Raw genomic sequence first — 17364 nt, forward strand, 5'->3', positions numbered from 1 at the left:
TCAGCATAGTATATATGGGAGGAGGGATGCGAATTGGAAACAAAAATAGGAGAGATTGCCAGAAGATTTGGATTAAAGGTGAGCACAATCATTCCTCTCCGGGCAGTATATTTGGTGGACAGCAATGAAGGACGCTTTTGCTTGAAAAAAATTAATTACAAGGAAGATAAACTTTTGTTTTTATACGGGGCAAAGGAATACCTGGCTGAAAACGGATTTGACCGCACAGACCGTTATCGAACGGTTTACCGCAAACCTTTTGTCAAGTATAAGGATGATCTCTACATCATGACAAAGTGGATAGACGGAAGGGAGTGCGATTTTCATAACCCTTTGGAGATCCAAGAGGCAGCAAGAAACTTGGGGAGATTCCACATAGCCTCCAAAGGATATGTGGCCCTTGAAAACAGCAAGGCAAAATCGGATTTGGGAAAGTGGACAAAGATTTATCTTCAGCGCTGTGAAGATTTGATCTATATCAAAAATCTGGTGAAGATGAAGTCGGTCAAGGATACGGTAGACACTTTGTTTTTAAGGAATGTAGATACGTGCTACAGAATGGGACTCAGTGCCGTACAAATGCTTCAGGGCAACGGATATTTCGAGCAGGTGGAGGAAGAGGAAAAGGAATACTATTTATGCCATCATGATTATACTTATCACAATATTATTGTAGATATGGAAGGAAATCAGCATGTTATTGACTTTGACTACTGCAAATATGAGCTGAGATGTTATGATCTGGCCCATTTGATTATGAGGAATATAAGAAGGTTTTATTGGGATTTTGATATGGCCATGGAACTGATAGACAGCTACCATCAAGTAAGAAGCTTGTCTGACCGGGAATTGAAGCTGATGGCAACCTTATTTCAATTTCCTCAAAGATTTTGGCGCGTTTGCAACCGGTATTACTATGAAAAATATGGTTGGACGGAGGATGTATTTTTGCGGTATTTAGAAGAAACAATAGGAGATATGCCCTTCCAGATAGATTTCCTAGAAAAATATTATAAGAAATTTATGTAGCATCGAATATGGGAAAAAGTAAGCAATAAAATGTTCCGAAACCCTTGAGATGTAGGCTTCGCCGCCAAAGGGGGATAGGGGGTAGCCTATAGAAAATGCTTAATTGTTGCTAGCCCCTTATTGCTAACCGCTAACCGCCATAAAAGCATCTAGCAGGTCAAAACGCCTGTTTTTATGATAGCCTGTAAAAATGATGCCATCATATCCTCGGGTCCTCTCTTTGCCTTTATAGAATTGTACAGCTTCGATGCAGTCTCCGATGATGGTTTTTGCAATTTGATGGGCGTGAAATTCATCCCTTGTGGTAGATTGAAGCAAAGCAGCAGGAATCGCAGCAGAAGCGGAAATGTTGAAGTTGTTTTTTACGGCCATGGCCAATACCACAGGAGGAATGGCAAATTCTACAATGGGGACTTTCTCCAATAATCTTCTGGAGACTCCATGGGGGCCATGGCTTGGATTGGCATAGCCGATTTTGTCGTAGATACCCAACTCCAGGTTCAGCTGCTTCCGAAAGGAGAGCAGCATTTTTGCCATGGAGCTTTTTGCAGTTTCTTCGGGATAACAATTGGTTAACGCCATGTCTATTTTTTCTTCTCTCAGGCCTTTGATCAGTGCATTGATATGCCCGGCAATATCACCATTCATATCACCGTCTACAAAGACCACACCCTCCGCATCTTCTTTGCGGGCAATCCAAGCCCCTGCTGCCCTAGGCACATCCATGCCTAGAGGTTTATTAAAATATACCGCCTCCATGGAAGGGGCATTAAAATTTTTTACAACTTCCAGAGAATTGTCTTCACATCCGTTCAATATGACGATGATCTTGTCGCTCTTGGTAGACAGGAGCATCTCTAAAGTCTGACCAATCTTATTTTCTTCATTTTTGACGGGTACTACCGTATAAATCATGACAATTACCCCTTCTATGTTCTATTACTATATATTACGAAGTCCATCATGTAAAGGTGATGTTCCATATAGTGTGCAAAAAAGCGGACACTCTTCTATAAAAATAAACAGAAAAAAGTTAAATTATTAACAAATCAAAAGGCTACTTGTGAAAGAAAAAAAGGGTAAAATGCTGAAAAAATTGAGGATTTTAAAAAGCTATGCAAAATTGGCATCATCATTGCAATAAAAATGAACATAGAAATAAACAGTTAATTAACAAACAAAAGGGGGTTCTCTTTATGGCAAAAACCTATGATCAAATCCAAATCGGCGATCAAGCCAGCTTTGAAAAAACTGTAACGGAAACGGACGTCTATCTTTTTGCGGGCATCACGGGAGACCTGAATCCTGCCCACATCAATCAAAGAGTTTCTGAAGAAACAATGTTTAAGGGAAGAATTGCCCATGGGATGTTGTCGGCAGGATTTATTTCTGCAGTATTGGGCATGCAGCTCCCGGGACCCGGGACCATCTATATATCCCAGGAGCTCAAATTTACGGCGCCTGTTTACATCGGAGATACAGTGAAGGCTGTAGCAGAAGTGATTGAAAAAATGGAGAAAGGGAGAATCAAGCTGAAAACAACTTGCTACAATCAGCATGGTGCGGTGGTGTTGGACGGTGTTGCAGTGGTGATGGCACCGAAAAAAGTATGTTAAAATAATATCTTTTTACCATTTGGCGGAAAAGGAGCTTGTAAAAGAATATGTTCATTTGATGAACACAGACAGAATTTTTAGAATAGTGAAAAACAAAGGAAATTTCATTGCTAGGAGCAAAGGATGCTATGTAAAGAAAATGAACATGCAAAAGGAAATGAATACCCATTTCTGGGAATAAAATGTTTATTGTTGGCAAGGACTATGGAAAGATATCATGGACAATGGGATTTGAACGGCATTGCAAAACATAATGATCTATCCAAGGATTTGCCGGGGGACAAATTCCTTTTTATTCCATGGGTCTGTTTACTTGGCATAAAAATTGCTTTGACAGCATGTATGAAAACATTTTCAAAGAAAGGAAGGTTGTTTGCGTGAGAGTAAAAATCCATACAGCAGAGGAAGCAGTGAGAATGATTGACAGCAACAGCACCATTGCTACGGCAGGCTTTGTAGGAAATGCTGTTCCGGAAGAATTGGAAATTGCGTTGGAAAAACGATTTCTGGAAACAGGAGAACCAAAAAACCTAACTTTGGTTTATGCAGCCGGTCAGGGAGACGGAAAAGAACGGGGATTAAACCATCTTGGCCATGAAGGGCTTCTGAAAAGGGTGATTGGAGGCCATTGGGGATTGGTCCCAAAGGTACAAAAACTTGCCTTTGAAAATAAAATTGAAGCCTATAATCTTCCCCAGGGAGCAATTTCCCAGCTTTTTAGAGATATTGCTGCCAAAAAGCCCGGCACCATTACCCGTGTAGGATTGAAAACTTTTGTTGATCCAAGGGTAGAAGGGGGCAAATTAAACGAGATTACGAAGGAAGACATTGTGGAAGTGGTGGAGATTCTGGGAAAGGAATACCTGTTGTATAAGGCATTCCCCATTCACTTTGCATTGATTCGTGGAACCTATGCCGATGAAAATGGTAACGTTACCATGGAAAAAGAAGTAGGAACTCTGGAGGTATTGTCCATCGCCCAAGCAGTAAAAAATTCAGGAGGAAAGGTGATTGTACAAGTAGAAAAAGTTGTAAAGGCAGGCTCCTTGGATCCAAGGATGGTCAAAATACCAGGAATTTACGTGGACACCATTGTCCCTGTGGCAGATATGAAAAACCATATGCAGACCTTTGCGGAAGCTTATAATCCTGCATACAGCGGAGAAATACGGATACCGGTCAATTCAGTAAAACCAATGGCTTTGGACGATCGAAAAATTATTGCAAGACGTGCGGCCATGGAACTTATTCCCAATGCCATTGTCAATTTGGGAATCGGAATGCCCGAAGGCGTAGCCCTGGTGGCCAATGAAGAAGGCGTAGGCGATCAGATGATTCTTACGGTAGAGCCTGGTCCTATCGGAGGAATTCCTGCAGGAGGACAAAGTTTTGGCGCGGCGATCAATGCAGAGGCCATTATTGATCAGCCTTATCAGTTTGATTTCTATGACGGCGGTGGATTGGATGTGGCCTTTTTAGGATTGGCCCAATGTGATAAAGACGGAAATATCAATGTAAGCAAATTCGGACCGAAGATCGCAGGGGCAGGGGGATTTATCAATATTACCCAGAATGCTAAAAAGGTTATTTTCTGTGGGACTTTTACGGCAGGAGGGTTGGAGGTAAGCACCAAGGACGGGAAATTGGTCATTGAAAACGAAGGAAAAGTGAAGAAATTTATTGAAAGGGTAGAGCAAATTACCTTCAGCGGCCAATACGCCAAAGAGTCCAAACAGCCGGTCCTCTATATCACAGAACGAGCCGTCTTTGAACTAAAGGACGAGGGCATTGTACTGATAGAAATTGCTCCGGGAATCGATCTGGAAAGGGATATATTGCATCAAATGGAGTTTCAGCCAATCGTCAGTGAGAATTTGAAAATAATGGATGGTCGTATATTTCAGGATGAAAAGATGGGATTAACTCTGTAATGTACTGTTAGTCGCCGACTGTCAGTGATTGATAACAAAGTCTTCCGTTGGAAGATTTAAAGAAGGACTTTCATGAAACCCGTGACGGAAATTATGATTTATCCACAATTGATGAAAGCACATAATTTCCTATGTGCTATAACAAAGTTTTCTGATGAACTTTCGTCTGCTAACTGCCAGGAACTAACTGTTAAAGTTAGTGATTTATAAAAATAAGGAGGTATTTTCATGGGTGTTTTTGGTATCATACTTTCATTGGCCTTATTGATGTATTTGGCCTATCGGGGGATTACCGTATTGGTACTGGCTCCGATCCTAGCATTATTGGCAGCATTTTTCAGCGGCGGGGTAGCACTATTGCCTACCTACACAGAAGTATTTATGGTGAATCTGGCCAACTATGCAAAGGCCTATTTCCCATTGTTCCTATTGGGAGCAATTTTCGGCAAACTGATGGATGAAACTGGTGCGGCAAAGGCGATTGCCCACTGGATCGTTGAAAAAGTAGGGAAAGACAGGGCTATCTTGGCGATTGTATTGTCCTGTGGCGTGTTAACTTACGGCGGTGTTTCCCTATTCGTTGTTGCCTTTGCTGTGTATCCATTAGCAGCAGCACTCTTTAGGGAGACAGGAACACCAAAACGGTTGATACCCGCTTGTATTGCCTTAGGTTCTTTTACTTTTACCATGACAGCCCTTCCCGGTACGCCCCAAATTCAAAACGCCATTCCCATCCCCTTCTTTAAGACGGATGCCTATGCTGCACCTATTCTAGGTATCATTGCCGGTATTCTGATGTTTGTTTTGGGAACCTACTGGCTGCAAATGAGGGCAAAAAGATTTATCGCCAACGGCGAAGGCTATCTGCCCGACGGCATAGTCGATGAAACTGCGGCTGCGGCAGAAGCCGGCTTGGAAAAGCCCCTTCCGTCGGTAGGAATGGCAATACTTCCCATCATCATTGTATTGGTGTTGAATTTCTTCCTATCCAAGATATATTTTCCTGGGCAGGAGCAAGCCTTAGTTCCAATCCTTGAAAAATACAACACAACGCCCGGAAAGGTCATCGGTATCTGGAGTATTATCATCGCACTGGTGGTGTCCATTCTATTTATCGTTGTGACAAACTTCAAGCGAATCAACATGATGGAAACCATCAACAAAGGGGCTTACGGTTCCATGTTGGCCATCTTAAATACTGCCTCTGAGGTAGGTTACGGAAACGTTATTGCCGGCTTGGCCGCCTTTGCCATTATCAAGGAGGGTATCCTTGGCATAGCTCCTGGCAATCCATTAATCGGTACAGCCATTTCCGTAAACGTATTGGCCGGTATTACCGGTTCCGCATCGGGCGGTATGAGTATTGCCCTCGGTGCCATGGGTGAAACCTTCTATAACCTTGCCTTGCAAAACGGCATCAATCCGGAGGTGCTCCACAGAATTACGACCCTATCCTGCGGCGGCTTTGACTCATTGCCCCATAATGGTGCAGTCATCACATTGCTTGGTATTTGCGGTTTAAATCATAAGCAATCCTATGCAGACATCGGTATGGTTTCCGTGGTGATTCCGGTAATTACAACCATTGTAGCCATCATCCTCGGTACTATGGGCATTGTATAATCCTTCTTTTCATAGGAAATAAGGGCAACAGCCCAATTTCTGCGGCATTCGGGAAATTGGGCTTTCTCCTATTCACATCATAAGCAAATGAAAAGAGGGAAAAGGGAAAAAATAATTTTCACAAAAGATAGAATAGAAATCCAATAGCAACTTACGATATAATAGGAAGTGTACGAAAAATCAAACATTTTTTACGGAAAAATGAACAAGGAGAAGCTCATAAAGAGCCTCTGTACAGCCTTTGGCCTTTGGCAAGAAATTTGCATAATATTTTTTATTTATCATCATTAATCTATCAAATACGCAGGGAGGAATAAAGATGAGAGAAGTTGTGATCGCCAGCGCAGTGAGAACGCCCATAGGAAACTTTAACGGATCCTTGGCGGGATTTACCCCAGGAGAATTAGGGGCAATTGTGATAAAGGAAGCAATCCAGAGAGCAGGCATCCGACCGGAACAGGTAGATGAAGTTTACATGGGCTGTATATTGCAGGCAGGGCACGGACAAGGGGTTGCCAGACAGGCAGCTGTCAAAGCAGGTATCCCTGTAGAGGTTCCGGCAACGACAGTAAACATTCTTTGCGGTTCAGGTCTTAGAACAGTATCCCTAGCAGCACAAACGATTATGACAGGGGACAATGATATTGTGATCGCAGGCGGAACGGAGGTAATGAGCCAGGCGCCGTATCTTGTGAAAAATTCCCGCTGGGGACACAGAATGGGCCATGGTGAATTTTTGGATTCCATGATTCACGACGCTTTGACGGATGTATTCAATAACTATCATATGGGTGTAACGGCGGAAAACGTTGCCGAACAGTGGGGAATTACCCGTGAAGAACAGGATGCCTTTGCCGTAGCCAGCCAAAACAAGGCGGAAAAGGCAAAAAAAGAAGGCAGATTCAAAGATGAAATTGTTCCTGTGGAAATCAAGACAAAGAAAGGCACTGTGATTTTTGATGCAGATGAATACATCAAGGAAGGCGTTACCTTAGAGAGTCTTCAAAAACTGAAGCCGGCTTTCAAAAAAGATGGTACAGTAACGGCAGGCAATGCCTCTGGCATCAATGATGGTGCCGCAGCCCTGGTGATCATGTCCAGAGAGAAGGCTGAAGAATTGGGCATTCAGCCTATGGCCACTATTGTATCCTATGCTACCACAGGTGTGGATCCAAGCATTATGGGTGTAGGTCCTGTTTCTGCTTCCCAAAAGGCCTTGCAAAAAGCAGGTCTTACCGCCGATGACATTGATTTGATAGAGGCCAACGAAGCTTTTGCCGCCCAATCCATTGCTGTAGTCAGGGATTTGGGCCTAAATCCTGAAAAAGTCAATGTCAATGGCGGCGCCATTGCTTTAGGACACCCCGTAGGAGCCAGCGGAGCCCGAATTCTTGTTACACTCCTTTACGAAATGCAAAAAAGAGATGCAAAACGGGGCCTGGCAACGCTGTGCATCGGCGGAGGAATGGGTACAGCCCTTGTTGTAGAAAGAAAATAGAAAGATCAATAGATACAGGGGGTGGCAAGAGGCCATCCCCTGTTGATTGTCCCCGGTTGCCAGTGGGCAGCGATCAGTCGCCGCCGATTGGTTCTAATGAAAATGGAATATTTTAAGAACGATAATGTTTAGATAAATGTAACCCCAAAGTTGTATACCCATATATCAATGGAGAGAAGTGATGGGATGGATCGTGATAACTATATCTATGTGCACAGTCTATTGAATACTTTGGTCGATATCTCTGCCGACGGGATTGTGGCTATTGACACGGAGGAAAATGTAACTTATCTCAATACAGCGGCGGCAAGACTTTTGGGAGTGGAGTCAAAGGATTACATCGGAAAGAAAATGAAGGAGCTCATAGAGGATACAACCCTCTACCGGGTAATGAAGACCCGAGAAATTGAATTGGGAATTGTATTTAGCAAAAATAAAAGGGATTTTATTGCCAATCGAACACCTATTTTTCATAAGGACCAGGTGGTAGGAGCCTTGGCCATATTTACAGATATGACAGACTATAACCGCATGGATAGGGCGTTGATGGCGGAGAAGGAGCATTCCAGGATTTTGGAGACAATCTTTGAAACGGCCTATGACTGGATTGTTGTTGTAAATCGGGAAGGGATTGTCACCATGATGAGCCAGACCTATTTGGATTTTTTAGAACTGAAAAAGGAGGAGGCTATCGGCAAACATGTGACGCAGGTCATTCCTAATACCCGGATGCATATCGTGGCCAAAACAGGCAAGGCCGAGATTGGAGATATTCAAGAAATCAAAGGCAACTATATGATTGCCACAAGGCTTCCGGTCATTGTGGACGGGAAGGTTATCGGTGCCGTGGGAAAGGTGAACTTCAAGGATATCAGCGATTTTAACACCATGGCCAAAAAAGTGAGCAAAATGGAAAAGGAATTGGAATACTACCGTGAGGCGCTGAAAAAGGAACGGGCAGGGAAATATTCCTTTGAAAATATTGTGGGAACGAGCCCTAGCATTGTACGGGTAAAAAATATTAGTAAAAAGGCAGCAAAAAGCGATTCCAATGTGCTGATCCTAGGAGAAAGCGGTACGGGAAAAGAGTTATTCGCCCATGCCATCCATAATTTTAGTCATCGGGCCAATGGTCCCTTTATCAAGGTAAATTGTGCCGCCATTCCCTCGGAACTGCTAGAGTCCGAACTGTTCGGCTATGAGGAGGGGGCCTTTACGGGAGCGAAAAAAGGCGGGAAACTGGGGAAATTTGAGCTGGCGGAAAAAGGGAGCATTTTTTTGGACGAAATAGGAGATATGGACATAAAGATGCAGGCCAAACTCTTAAGAGTTCTTCAGGAAAAAGAGATTGAGCGGGTTGGCGGGACGAAAACTAAAAAAATTGATGTTCGTATTATTGCCGCTACCAATAAAAAATTGGAGGTGCTTGTGGAACAGGGCAAGTTTCGGGAAGATCTCTATTACCGTTTAAATGTGATGACCATCCATATTCCTCCCTTAAGGGAGAGAATTGCCGACATGAGGGCCATAACCAAACACTTGCTGAATAAATTATCCCATCATATGGGAATCATCGTGACCGGTATTTCCGATGAGGCTATGAACTATTTGATGAATTATTCCTGGCCTGGTAACGTAAGGGAGCTGGAGAATGTACTGGAAAGGGCTTTAAATCTGCTGGATAAAGAAACGGTTATTGAAACCCATCATCTTCCGAGGAAAATTATAGAGAACAGCCATCAAATCTGCCATGAGATTGAAGATTTCAAAACTGCCATGGAACGTCTAGAAAGAGAAATGATTGATAACTGTCTGAAAGCGGTAAACGGCAACAAGAAGGAGGCAGCAAAGCGATTAGGCATTAGCAGAACCAGCCTTTATCAAAAAATAGAGAAATATGGATTATAGATATGGCTGTTGTGGCTTTTGGCACGGTCATTGCATGAAAAGCAGGAGAAAGGGCTTCCATAAAAAAATGATTAAAGGAGGAAGATAGGATGAGATTAAAGGATAAGGTGGCCATTATTACAGGCGGAGGAAGAGGGATTGGAGAAGCTACTTGCCTGCGATTTGCCGAGGAAGGGGCAAAAGTCGTGGTGGCGGATGTAAATGAAACCGATGTGCAGCAAGTGGTAGAAAAAATTAAGGCAGCCGGCGGAGAAGCAACCGGTATGATTGTGGATGTAACCCATAGGGCCCAGGTGGAAAAAATGGTGGCCGATACGGTAGCAACATACGGACGATTAGATATTTTGGTAAACAATGCGGGAATTACTGCCGATGCAAGATTGGAAAAGATGACGGAAGAACAATGGGACAAAGTGATTGCAGTAAACCTAAAGGGTGTATTCAATTGCGGGCAAGCTGCCGCGAAGGTAATGATCGAACAGAAATCGGGAGTCATTTTGAATGCATCCTCCCTCGTAGGCATCTATGGAAACTTCGGACAGACCAACTATGCCGCCACCAAGTGGGGCGTCATCGGCATGGCAAAATCATGGGCGAAGGAGTTAGGGCCCAAGGGGATCCGAGTAAATGCCGTTGCTCCAGGTTTTATTGTAACGCCGATGACAGAGAAAATGCCTGAGAAGGTATTGGAAATGATGAAGGAAAAATCTCCCCTAAAGACCTTGGGTTATCCCGAAGACATTGCCAATGCCTATGTATATCTGGCATCCGATGAAGCAAAATTTGTGACAGGTGCCGTGCTCAGTGTAGACGGCGGTGTAGTATTATAAAAGAAATCGAGGCCAAAGCAGCCTCGATTTCTTTTTTGATAATGCACCACCGGTATTTCCAGCACATACTATGATATTACAGAATAATTTATCTGGGAGGAAATATTGAATGAACCATTTAAAGATAGGAGATTTTGTTGCGAGAAAGTCTTATGACTATGATATATTGTTTAAGGTTGTAGACATTATTGAACGCCCAGGAAGACCAAGTATGATCCTGCTCAAGGGGGTAGATCTGCGCATTATTGCTGATGCCCCCGAGGAGGATCTGCACCGTGTGCCATTGAATAAACTAGATGAATTTCATCATTCCTTTCATAAAAAAGTGGATAAGATTGTAAAAAGAATTTTAAGAGAGAGAAGTCAAAGATATGAAGGACGTTACGGGTTGACCAGAACGGTGCCGGAACATATCAAAGGGGGCATACCCTTTGGAAAATCCGGAAAAGTTCTGCATCTGGATGGAGATGGAGAATATCTGGATGTTTGCCTGAAAACCTACAAGCAGCTGGAAATTGAAGCCATCGGAAAACAGATACCGGAGGCGGAACAACCCAAGGCAGTGGTAGAGCTGCTGCAGGAGCATGCACCGGATATCCTGGTAATCACAGGCCATGATAGTCTTTTGAGGGGATACAAGGACTTTACCAATATTGAGAACTATAGGAGTTCAAAATATTTTATTGAAGCTGTCAAGGAAGCCAGAAGATACGAGCCCAATATGGATGATCTCGTTATTTTTGCCGGGGCTTGTCAATCTCACTATGAAGCCATTCTGGCTGTAGGAGCAAATTTTGCCAGCTCACCCCACCGGGTATTAATTCATTGCTTAGACCCCGTATTTATATGTGAAAAAATTGCCTACACCAGCGTGGATCGATTTATTCCCATTGAAGAGATATTAGAAAATACCATTACAGGTTTGAAAGGCGTGGGGGGATTGCAGACGAGAGGAAAATATAGGCAAGGACTTCCAAAATCACCCTATCAATAATCAGGACCCAAACGGCAAAAAGGGGGGGAAGAAGTTGGATGATAGGAAAGAAACAATTTATATCAAAATATATGACCATTTGACGAAGCAAATGATCATGAAGTCTATGGCAGAATTGATGAAGGAAATGATTGCTGCCCAAATGCCTATATCCTTTGAAATGGAAGCCCTAAAAGCACAAGCGATTATGGTTAGAACATTTCTTGTAAGAAAAATCAAAGTATTTGGAGGAAATGGATGCGGAAAATACAACAATGTGGATTTGTGTACCGACGGACATTGCGGGCAATGGATATCAAAGGCGTTGCTGCAGGATTTATGGGGCAGTGATTTTTATATAAATTGGAACAAATTGGATCAAGCAGTAAGGGAAACAGAGGATAAAATCATTACCATCAACAATAAACCTATTGAGCCGAAGTTTCACGCTACTTGCGGGGGAGCTACGGAAAATTCTGAAAATGTCGAGGGCAACAAAATTTTATATTTAAGAAAGGTCTTGTGTGATTATTGCAGAAATTCTCCCTATTGGAAACAGTCGGTTGAAATGACCTTGGAAGAGATAGAAGAAAAATTAAATGTGCGCATGTCAGACGTTTCTCCTACGGGAGGTCCATGGATTGAAGGGATGATAGAAAATATCTGCAGGGATGAAGCTGGCCGCATTGTGGAACTAAAGATAGGCGGCAAGACCTTTCAGGGAACAGAAGTTATGAAACTGCTAGGATTGGATTCCACCAGATTTGGCTGGAAACCCATTGCCTTTAAATTTGAAACGGGAGGAAAAGGGCATGGTTTGGGGCTTTGCCAGTATGGGGCAAATGCCATGGCCCTTGAAGGCAAAGATGCCGAAGAGATCTTAAATTATTATTTTACGGGCATCCAGGTGAAACAGTTTGAAAAACGAAGTATAAATAAGCCTTTAAGTGGGAAAATAATTGTACTGGATCCCGGACACGGAGGAAATAACTCAGAAGATAATGTAGGTCCCATGGGTACGAGGGAAAAAGATATCAATTTGGCGATTAGTTTGAAGCTGGCAGAGCTGCTTAGGGAAGCCGGGGCAGAAGTCTATGAGACAAGAACCGAGGATGTATACGTGCCGTTAAGCAAGAGGGCAGCGATTGCCAATAGCGTAAGGCCAAATTTCTTTCTAAGCATACATCAAAATGCCTTTGCCAATCCCAATATCTCGGGCAGTGAAATTTACCACTATCGAGGAGACCGTGATGGAGAAGCCTTGGGAACCTTAATATTGAAAGAATTGTCCAACCGTCTGGGGACAGCGGAAAGAGGCGTGAAAATTGCCGATTTTTATTTATTAAGGGAAGCAAGAACGACGGTCTTGCAAATCGAAGTGGCCTTTATTACAAATCCGGAGGAAGAGATGAAGCTTAGGGATAGAAAATTTCAAGAGGATGCCGCAGAGGCAATTGCCCGGGCTTTGGTCAAATATTACACCTATGAATAGAAAAGGAACAAATGTATCCCTCTTCTAGGGGGATACATTTATGATGGCGGCGAGGAGATCACAGACCTTTTACCATGATGGATTTGCTTATCATTTTTTGAAGATTTTGGACGCATCAAGGGAAAACAGAGATTTATTGACAATGCATGTGATCCATTGTATAATATTTAGTTAAAAAAATTGACAAATATGTACAATGTGTTATAATAATACTGTATACTTTGAAAGAAGGTGATTAGGTGGCTACCAAAAATACTTTGGCCGAAATAAGGAAGAGTGTGGAGCATTTAGTTGGAGAAAAGGTTAGACTGAAGGCCAATAAAGGGAGAAAAAAGGTATCGATAAAAGAAGGCATTCTTGAAACAACTTACCCTAACATCTTTGTAGTGCGTATTGACGGAGGATATAACACAATCAGGAGAGTTTCTTACAGCTATTCAGATATATTGACGGAAACCGTAGAAATTACTTTATGCAAAGACGAAAAGAAAGTACAAGTAAGCTAGATGAAAACCGCTTATGTTTCCATAGGCGGTTTGTATCTTTTTTAGGAGAGTTTTTTGCAAGGATTTATCCAAAATTTTCTGTGCCATTTGAAATTCGAAAAAATTTTTTATAAATTCTGCTCGATTTTTATACATTATGCAAATAATATTCGAATACGAAATAATTTGCAGGCATATGGAGGCATACAAAAAACAGAAGGAATTTGTAATTAAATGGAAAAATATACATTGAATGAATATCCAAGGATATTACAATTAATGGAAAAAGTACGGATATATTGAAAAAACAGCACTTGAATCTAAAAAAAATTAAATATATACTGTATTTAGAAAAATAAGATTATTCATTGTGCTTAGGAAATTGCAAATCTTAAAAAATTTTGATAATGCATGGGAAATGACAAGCCTTTCAAAATTTGGGGAGCCTTTGATCATTTTGGCATGCATTGCTGGAAAACTTCCTTTGGAGAGGTTTTGTTTTAAGTTTATGATGGAAAATTTCCACGAAATGGAGGGAAGCAAATTGGCAACGGAGAGAACGCCCTTTCTGAATGTACGATCGGAAATCGGCAGGCTAAAGGCTGTTATGCTGCACCGCCCAGGAAGGGAATTAGAGAGAATTACGCCACAGTATTTGCATGAATTGCTTTTTGATGATATTCCATGGCTGAAAAAGATGCGCGAAGAGCACGACGGATTTGCCAATGCATTGAGAATGAAGGGCTGTACCGTATACTATTATGAAGAAATGCTGGCAGATATCCTGAATGACGAGCATGTAAAAGTGCAGCTGGTAACAGAGGTTTTAGAAAAATGCAATATTGCCCATCCTGATCTTGAGGGATTGATCAGAGACTTCTTGCTGCAAAAGAATTCTCAAGAGATTGCAGAAATTTTAATTGCAGGGCTCCATAAGAAAGATTTCCCTGATATAGAGAGGGAGAAAAGGCTGGTGGATTATATCAAGGAAGAATATCCTTTTTACATCAATCCCCTGCCAAATCTGTACTTTACAAGGGACCCGGGTGCAGTGATAGGAAATGGCCTTTGCGTCAACGCTATGAATACCCATGCCCGGGACAGGGAAACCATGATCTTAAAGTACATCTATGATTATCATCCTACCTTCAGGAAGGATTTAAGTCCATTGTGGTATAGCTATGATCGAAAATACAGCCTGGAGGGCGGAGACATTCTTGTACTCAGCGAAAGGGTAATTGCGGTAGGGTGCAGCGAGAGGACTTCCGCTAGAGGGATTGAGGATTTGGCCATGAATCTGTTTAGGGGTGATGAAAAGATAAAAGAGGTAATCGCCGTACAAATACCTTTTACAAGGGCCTACATGCATTTGGATACGGTATTTACCATGGTAGACTATGACAAGTTTACCATCTATCCCGGCGTAGAGGACAAGGTTAGGGTTTTTCGCTTGACAGAAGGAAAAACTTGCCCAAAGGTTACCCCCATGGAAAATTTCCAGGGAGCATTAAAAGAAGTCCTAGGCTTACCTGCAATCCAGTTTATTCAAAGTGGAGGCGGAGATGAGGTAACGGCGGCAAGGGAACAATGGAATGACAGCACCAATACCCTTGCCATTGCACCGGGAGTTGTCGTAACTTATAATCGCAATGAGGCTTCCAATGCCACCTTAAGAAAGCATGGCATTGAGGTGGTGGAGATAGAAGGGTCAGAATTGGTAAGGGGTCGGGGCGGCCCGAGATGCATGAGCATGCCCTTGGCAAGGGAGACTATATAAGCCCTTTTACCTAGGTTGGCTCTGGAAACAAAAACAGATCCTTTTCTATTGTGAAAGTGATTTTTTTCACTTAAAATGTTAATGAATATTAGATAAATAAAAAAGTATGGAGAGGAGAATGCAATCATGGCAGTAAATTTAAAAGGAAGAAGCTTTTTAACGCTGAAAGATTTTACACCGGAAGAAATCAGATATCTGTTGGAACTATCTAAGGATTTAAAAAACAAGAAAAGAATAGGCAGCAAGGAAAAATTGCTGGAAGGAAAAAATGTTGTATTATTATTTGAAAAGGCTTCCACCAGAACACGTTGTGCCTTTGAAGTTGCTGCAATGGATGAGGGGGCAGGAGTGACGTTTTTAAGCTCCAATGACAGCCAAATGGGGAAAAAGGAATCCTTGGAGGATACTGCAAAAGTATTGGGAAGAATGTATGACGGTATTGAATTCAGAGGTTTTAAGCAGGAAACCGTAGAATTGCTGGCAAAATACTCCGGCGTACCTGTATGGAACGGATTAACCGATGCGGATCATCCTACTCAAATCTTGGCGGACCTATTGACGATTATGGAACATGTGCCGAAGGCCTTAAATAAAGTGAAGCTGGTTTATGTGGGGGATGCCAGAAACAATATGGGCAATGGCCTGTTGATTGGCTGTGCAAAAATGGGTATGCATTTTGTTGCCTGCGCGCCAAAGGAATTATTCCCAGAAGAGAATCTTGTGGCCGAAATGAGAGAAGTAGCGAAGGAAACAGGAGCTACCATTGAACTGATTGAAAATATTGACGAAGCTGTAAAAGATGCTGATGTCATTTATACAGATGTTTGGGTATCTATGGGAGAAGAGGACAAGTTTGAAGAGAGAATCAAATTGTTGCATCCGTACCAAGTCAATATGGAAATGATCAAGAAAACAGGAAACCCCGATGTAATTTTCATGCACTGCCTGCCGTCCTTCCATGACCTTGAGACAAAGGTGGGAAGGGAAATCTACGAAAAATTCGGCTTAAAGGAAATGGAAGTTACCGACGAGGTATTCAGAAGCAGACATTCTGTTGTATTTGATGAGGCAGAAAACAGACTGCATACCATCAAGGCAGTTATGGTAGCTACCATGGGTTAATTTTTAGGAAAAGATGGATTTGGCAAATAAAATGATGCAGTAAGAAAACAATTTATTCTGTATGGGTGGGGGAAGATACGATGAAAAAAGATAGAGTTGTTATTGCCCTTGGGGGAAATGCCCTGCAGGCTGACCCGAAGGACACTACGGCAGAATCACAGCTGATCACGGCAAAGGCAACGGCAAAGCCTTTGGTAGATTTGATCGAAGAAGGCCATGAGCTGATCATTGCCCATGGCAATGGGCCTCAAGTGGGACAGATTGTAGCCACCTATGAAGCTGCAGCAGGAGTTCCCACAATGCCCTTTCCGGAGTGTGGCGCCATGAGCCAAGGATATATTGGCTACCACCTGCAGCAGGCGATTCGGGAGGAAATGCTCCGCAGGGGAATTCATAAAAGCGTTGCGGCTCTCATTACGCAGGTGGTTGTTGACAAAAATGATCCGGGATTCAAAAATCCTACGAAACCTGTAGGCTCTTTCTTTTCTGCGGAAGAGGCAAAAAAGCTTCAGGAAGAAAAGGGCTATATCATGAAGGAGGATGCAGGCAGAGGATGGAGAAGGGTGGTTGCTTCGCCGGAGCCGGTGGATGTGGTAGAAGCTCCCATGATCAAGACTTTGGTGGATGCGGGCCATGTGGTGATTACCGTCGGCGGGGGCGGTGTGCCTGTCATTGATAAGGGAAATGGTGTGCTGGAGGGCGTGCCTGCGGTGATTGATAAGGATTTTGCATCGGAAAAAATTGCTGAAATTTTGGATGCAGATTACCTGATCATCCTGACGGCAGTAGAAAAAGTAGCCATTCACTTTAACAAACCAAACCAGAAAGAACTGGATAGAATGACGATTGCAGAAGCAAAGCAATATATTGAAGAAGGGCACTTTGCACCGGGGTCTATGCTTCCAAAGGTAAAGGCGGCCATGAAGTTTGTAGAATCAAAGCCGGGAAGAAAAGCATTAATTACTTCCCTGGAAAAAGCCAAGGAAGGAATTGAGGGCAAGACAGGCACCGTCATTGTGCGTGAATAATGGATTTAAAAAGGGTCTAAGAAATCTTAGACCCTTCAGACTGAGGACAAAG

At 42.7% G+C, this 17364-nt stretch carries 15 protein-coding genes; 14 read left to right on the plus strand and 1 reads right to left on the minus strand.

Annotated elements, in window-relative coordinates; all coding sequences use genetic code 11:
• The first annotated feature begins 33 nt into the window (after positions 1–33).
• Positions 34–1029 (plus strand): CotS family spore coat protein, encoded by a 996-nt coding sequence (locus tag AN619_RS05615; RefSeq protein ID WP_068555611.1) that lies wholly within the window; start codon positions 34–36, stop codon positions 1027–1029.
• Between the two features lie 123 nt (positions 1030–1152).
• Here AN619_RS05615 and AN619_RS05620 read toward each other — a convergent pair whose 3' ends face one another.
• Positions 1153–1944, minus strand: a complete 792-nt coding sequence (locus AN619_RS05620) for a glycosyltransferase family 2 protein (RefSeq protein WP_068555613.1) — start codon at positions 1942–1944, stop codon at positions 1153–1155.
• 281 nt (positions 1945–2225) lie between these two features.
• On the opposite strand from AN619_RS05620, the gene AN619_RS05625 reads away from it, so the two are divergent.
• The 13 genes from AN619_RS05625 (at position 2226) to arcC (ending at position 17312) form a co-directional block, all read left to right on the plus strand.
• A complete protein-coding gene (locus tag AN619_RS05625) occupies positions 2226–2645 on the plus strand; it encodes a MaoC family dehydratase (RefSeq protein WP_068555615.1) in 420 nt (139 codons plus the stop codon).
• A gap of 377 nt (positions 2646–3022) precedes the next feature.
• A complete protein-coding gene (locus AN619_RS05635) occupies positions 3023–4576 on the plus strand; it encodes an acyl CoA:acetate/3-ketoacid CoA transferase (RefSeq protein ID WP_278279851.1) in 1554 nt (517 codons plus the stop codon).
• Positions 4577–4804: 228 nt separating this feature from the next.
• A complete protein-coding gene (locus tag AN619_RS05640) occupies positions 4805–6199 on the plus strand; it encodes a GntP family permease (protein WP_198153248.1) in 1395 nt (464 codons plus the stop codon).
• Between the two features lie 319 nt (positions 6200–6518).
• Positions 6519–7697, plus strand: coding sequence for an acetyl-CoA C-acetyltransferase (locus AN619_RS05645; protein ID WP_068555621.1), 1179 nt, complete (start codon positions 6519–6521; stop codon positions 7695–7697).
• A gap of 186 nt (positions 7698–7883) precedes the next feature.
• Entirely contained in the window at positions 7884–9605 is a 1722-nt protein-coding gene (locus AN619_RS05650) for a sigma-54 interaction domain-containing protein (RefSeq protein ID WP_068555622.1), read from the plus strand.
• Between the two features lie 89 nt (positions 9606–9694).
• Positions 9695–10435 (plus strand): 3-oxoacyl-[acyl-carrier-protein] reductase, encoded by a 741-nt coding sequence (fabG, locus tag AN619_RS05655; protein WP_068555623.1) that lies wholly within the window; start codon positions 9695–9697, stop codon positions 10433–10435.
• Between the two features lie 109 nt (positions 10436–10544).
• Positions 10545–11429: a sporulation peptidase YabG gene (gene yabG, locus AN619_RS05660; RefSeq protein WP_068555625.1), complete on the plus strand. Its 885-nt coding sequence runs from the start codon at positions 10545–10547 to the stop codon at positions 11427–11429.
• A 34-nt stretch (positions 11430–11463) separates the two neighbouring features.
• Positions 11464–12900: a stage II sporulation protein D gene (spoIID, locus tag AN619_RS05665; protein WP_068555626.1), complete on the plus strand. Its 1437-nt coding sequence runs from the start codon at positions 11464–11466 to the stop codon at positions 12898–12900.
• A 40-nt stretch (positions 12901–12940) separates the two neighbouring features.
• A complete protein-coding gene (locus AN619_RS16470; RefSeq protein WP_278279852.1) occupies positions 12941–13075 on the plus strand; it encodes a hypothetical protein in 135 nt (44 codons plus the stop codon).
• A gap of 64 nt (positions 13076–13139) precedes the next feature.
• Positions 13140–13406, plus strand: coding sequence for a Veg family protein (locus AN619_RS05670; protein ID WP_068555630.1), 267 nt, complete (start codon positions 13140–13142; stop codon positions 13404–13406).
• Between the two features lie 523 nt (positions 13407–13929).
• Entirely contained in the window at positions 13930–15162 is a 1233-nt protein-coding gene (gene arcA / locus AN619_RS05675; protein ID WP_330382036.1) for an arginine deiminase, read from the plus strand.
• Positions 15163–15288: 126 nt separating this feature from the next.
• Complete coding sequence (gene argF / locus AN619_RS05680; RefSeq protein WP_068555632.1) at positions 15289–16284, plus strand: ornithine carbamoyltransferase; 996 nt, start codon at positions 15289–15291, stop codon at positions 16282–16284.
• An 80-nt stretch (positions 16285–16364) separates the two neighbouring features.
• Positions 16365–17312, plus strand: coding sequence for a carbamate kinase (arcC, locus tag AN619_RS05685; protein ID WP_068555634.1), 948 nt, complete (start codon positions 16365–16367; stop codon positions 17310–17312).
• Positions 17313–17364 lie beyond the last annotated feature (52 nt).

Origin of the sequence: Thermotalea metallivorans, assembly GCF_001562415.1 — a bacterium.
In the GTDB taxonomy this organism is placed as follows: Bacteria; Bacillota; Clostridia; order Peptostreptococcales; family Thermotaleaceae; genus Thermotalea; species Thermotalea metallivorans.

Coding starts and splice junctions, on each gene's coding strand:
- AN619_RS05620 (WP_068555613.1), bottom strand. CDS start 1,944: ATGATTTATACGGTAGTACCCGTCAAAAATGAAGAAAATAAGATTGGT.
- AN619_RS05625 (WP_068555615.1), top strand. CDS start 2,226: ATGGCAAAAACCTATGATCAAATCCAAATCGGCGATCAAGCCAGCTTT.
- AN619_RS05640 (WP_198153248.1), top strand. CDS start 4,805: ATGGGTGTTTTTGGTATCATACTTTCATTGGCCTTATTGATGTATTTG.
- AN619_RS05645 (WP_068555621.1), top strand. CDS start 6,519: ATGAGAGAAGTTGTGATCGCCAGCGCAGTGAGAACGCCCATAGGAAAC.
- AN619_RS05650 (WP_068555622.1), top strand. CDS start 7,884: ATGGATCGTGATAACTATATCTATGTGCACAGTCTATTGAATACTTTG.
- fabG (WP_068555623.1), top strand. CDS start 9,695: ATGAGATTAAAGGATAAGGTGGCCATTATTACAGGCGGAGGAAGAGGG.
- yabG (WP_068555625.1), top strand. CDS start 10,545: ATGAACCATTTAAAGATAGGAGATTTTGTTGCGAGAAAGTCTTATGAC.
- AN619_RS16470 (WP_278279852.1), top strand. CDS start 12,941: ATGATGGCGGCGAGGAGATCACAGACCTTTTACCATGATGGATTTGCT.
- argF (WP_068555632.1), top strand. CDS start 15,289: ATGGCAGTAAATTTAAAAGGAAGAAGCTTTTTAACGCTGAAAGATTTT.
- arcC (WP_068555634.1), top strand. CDS start 16,365: ATGAAAAAAGATAGAGTTGTTATTGCCCTTGGGGGAAATGCCCTGCAG.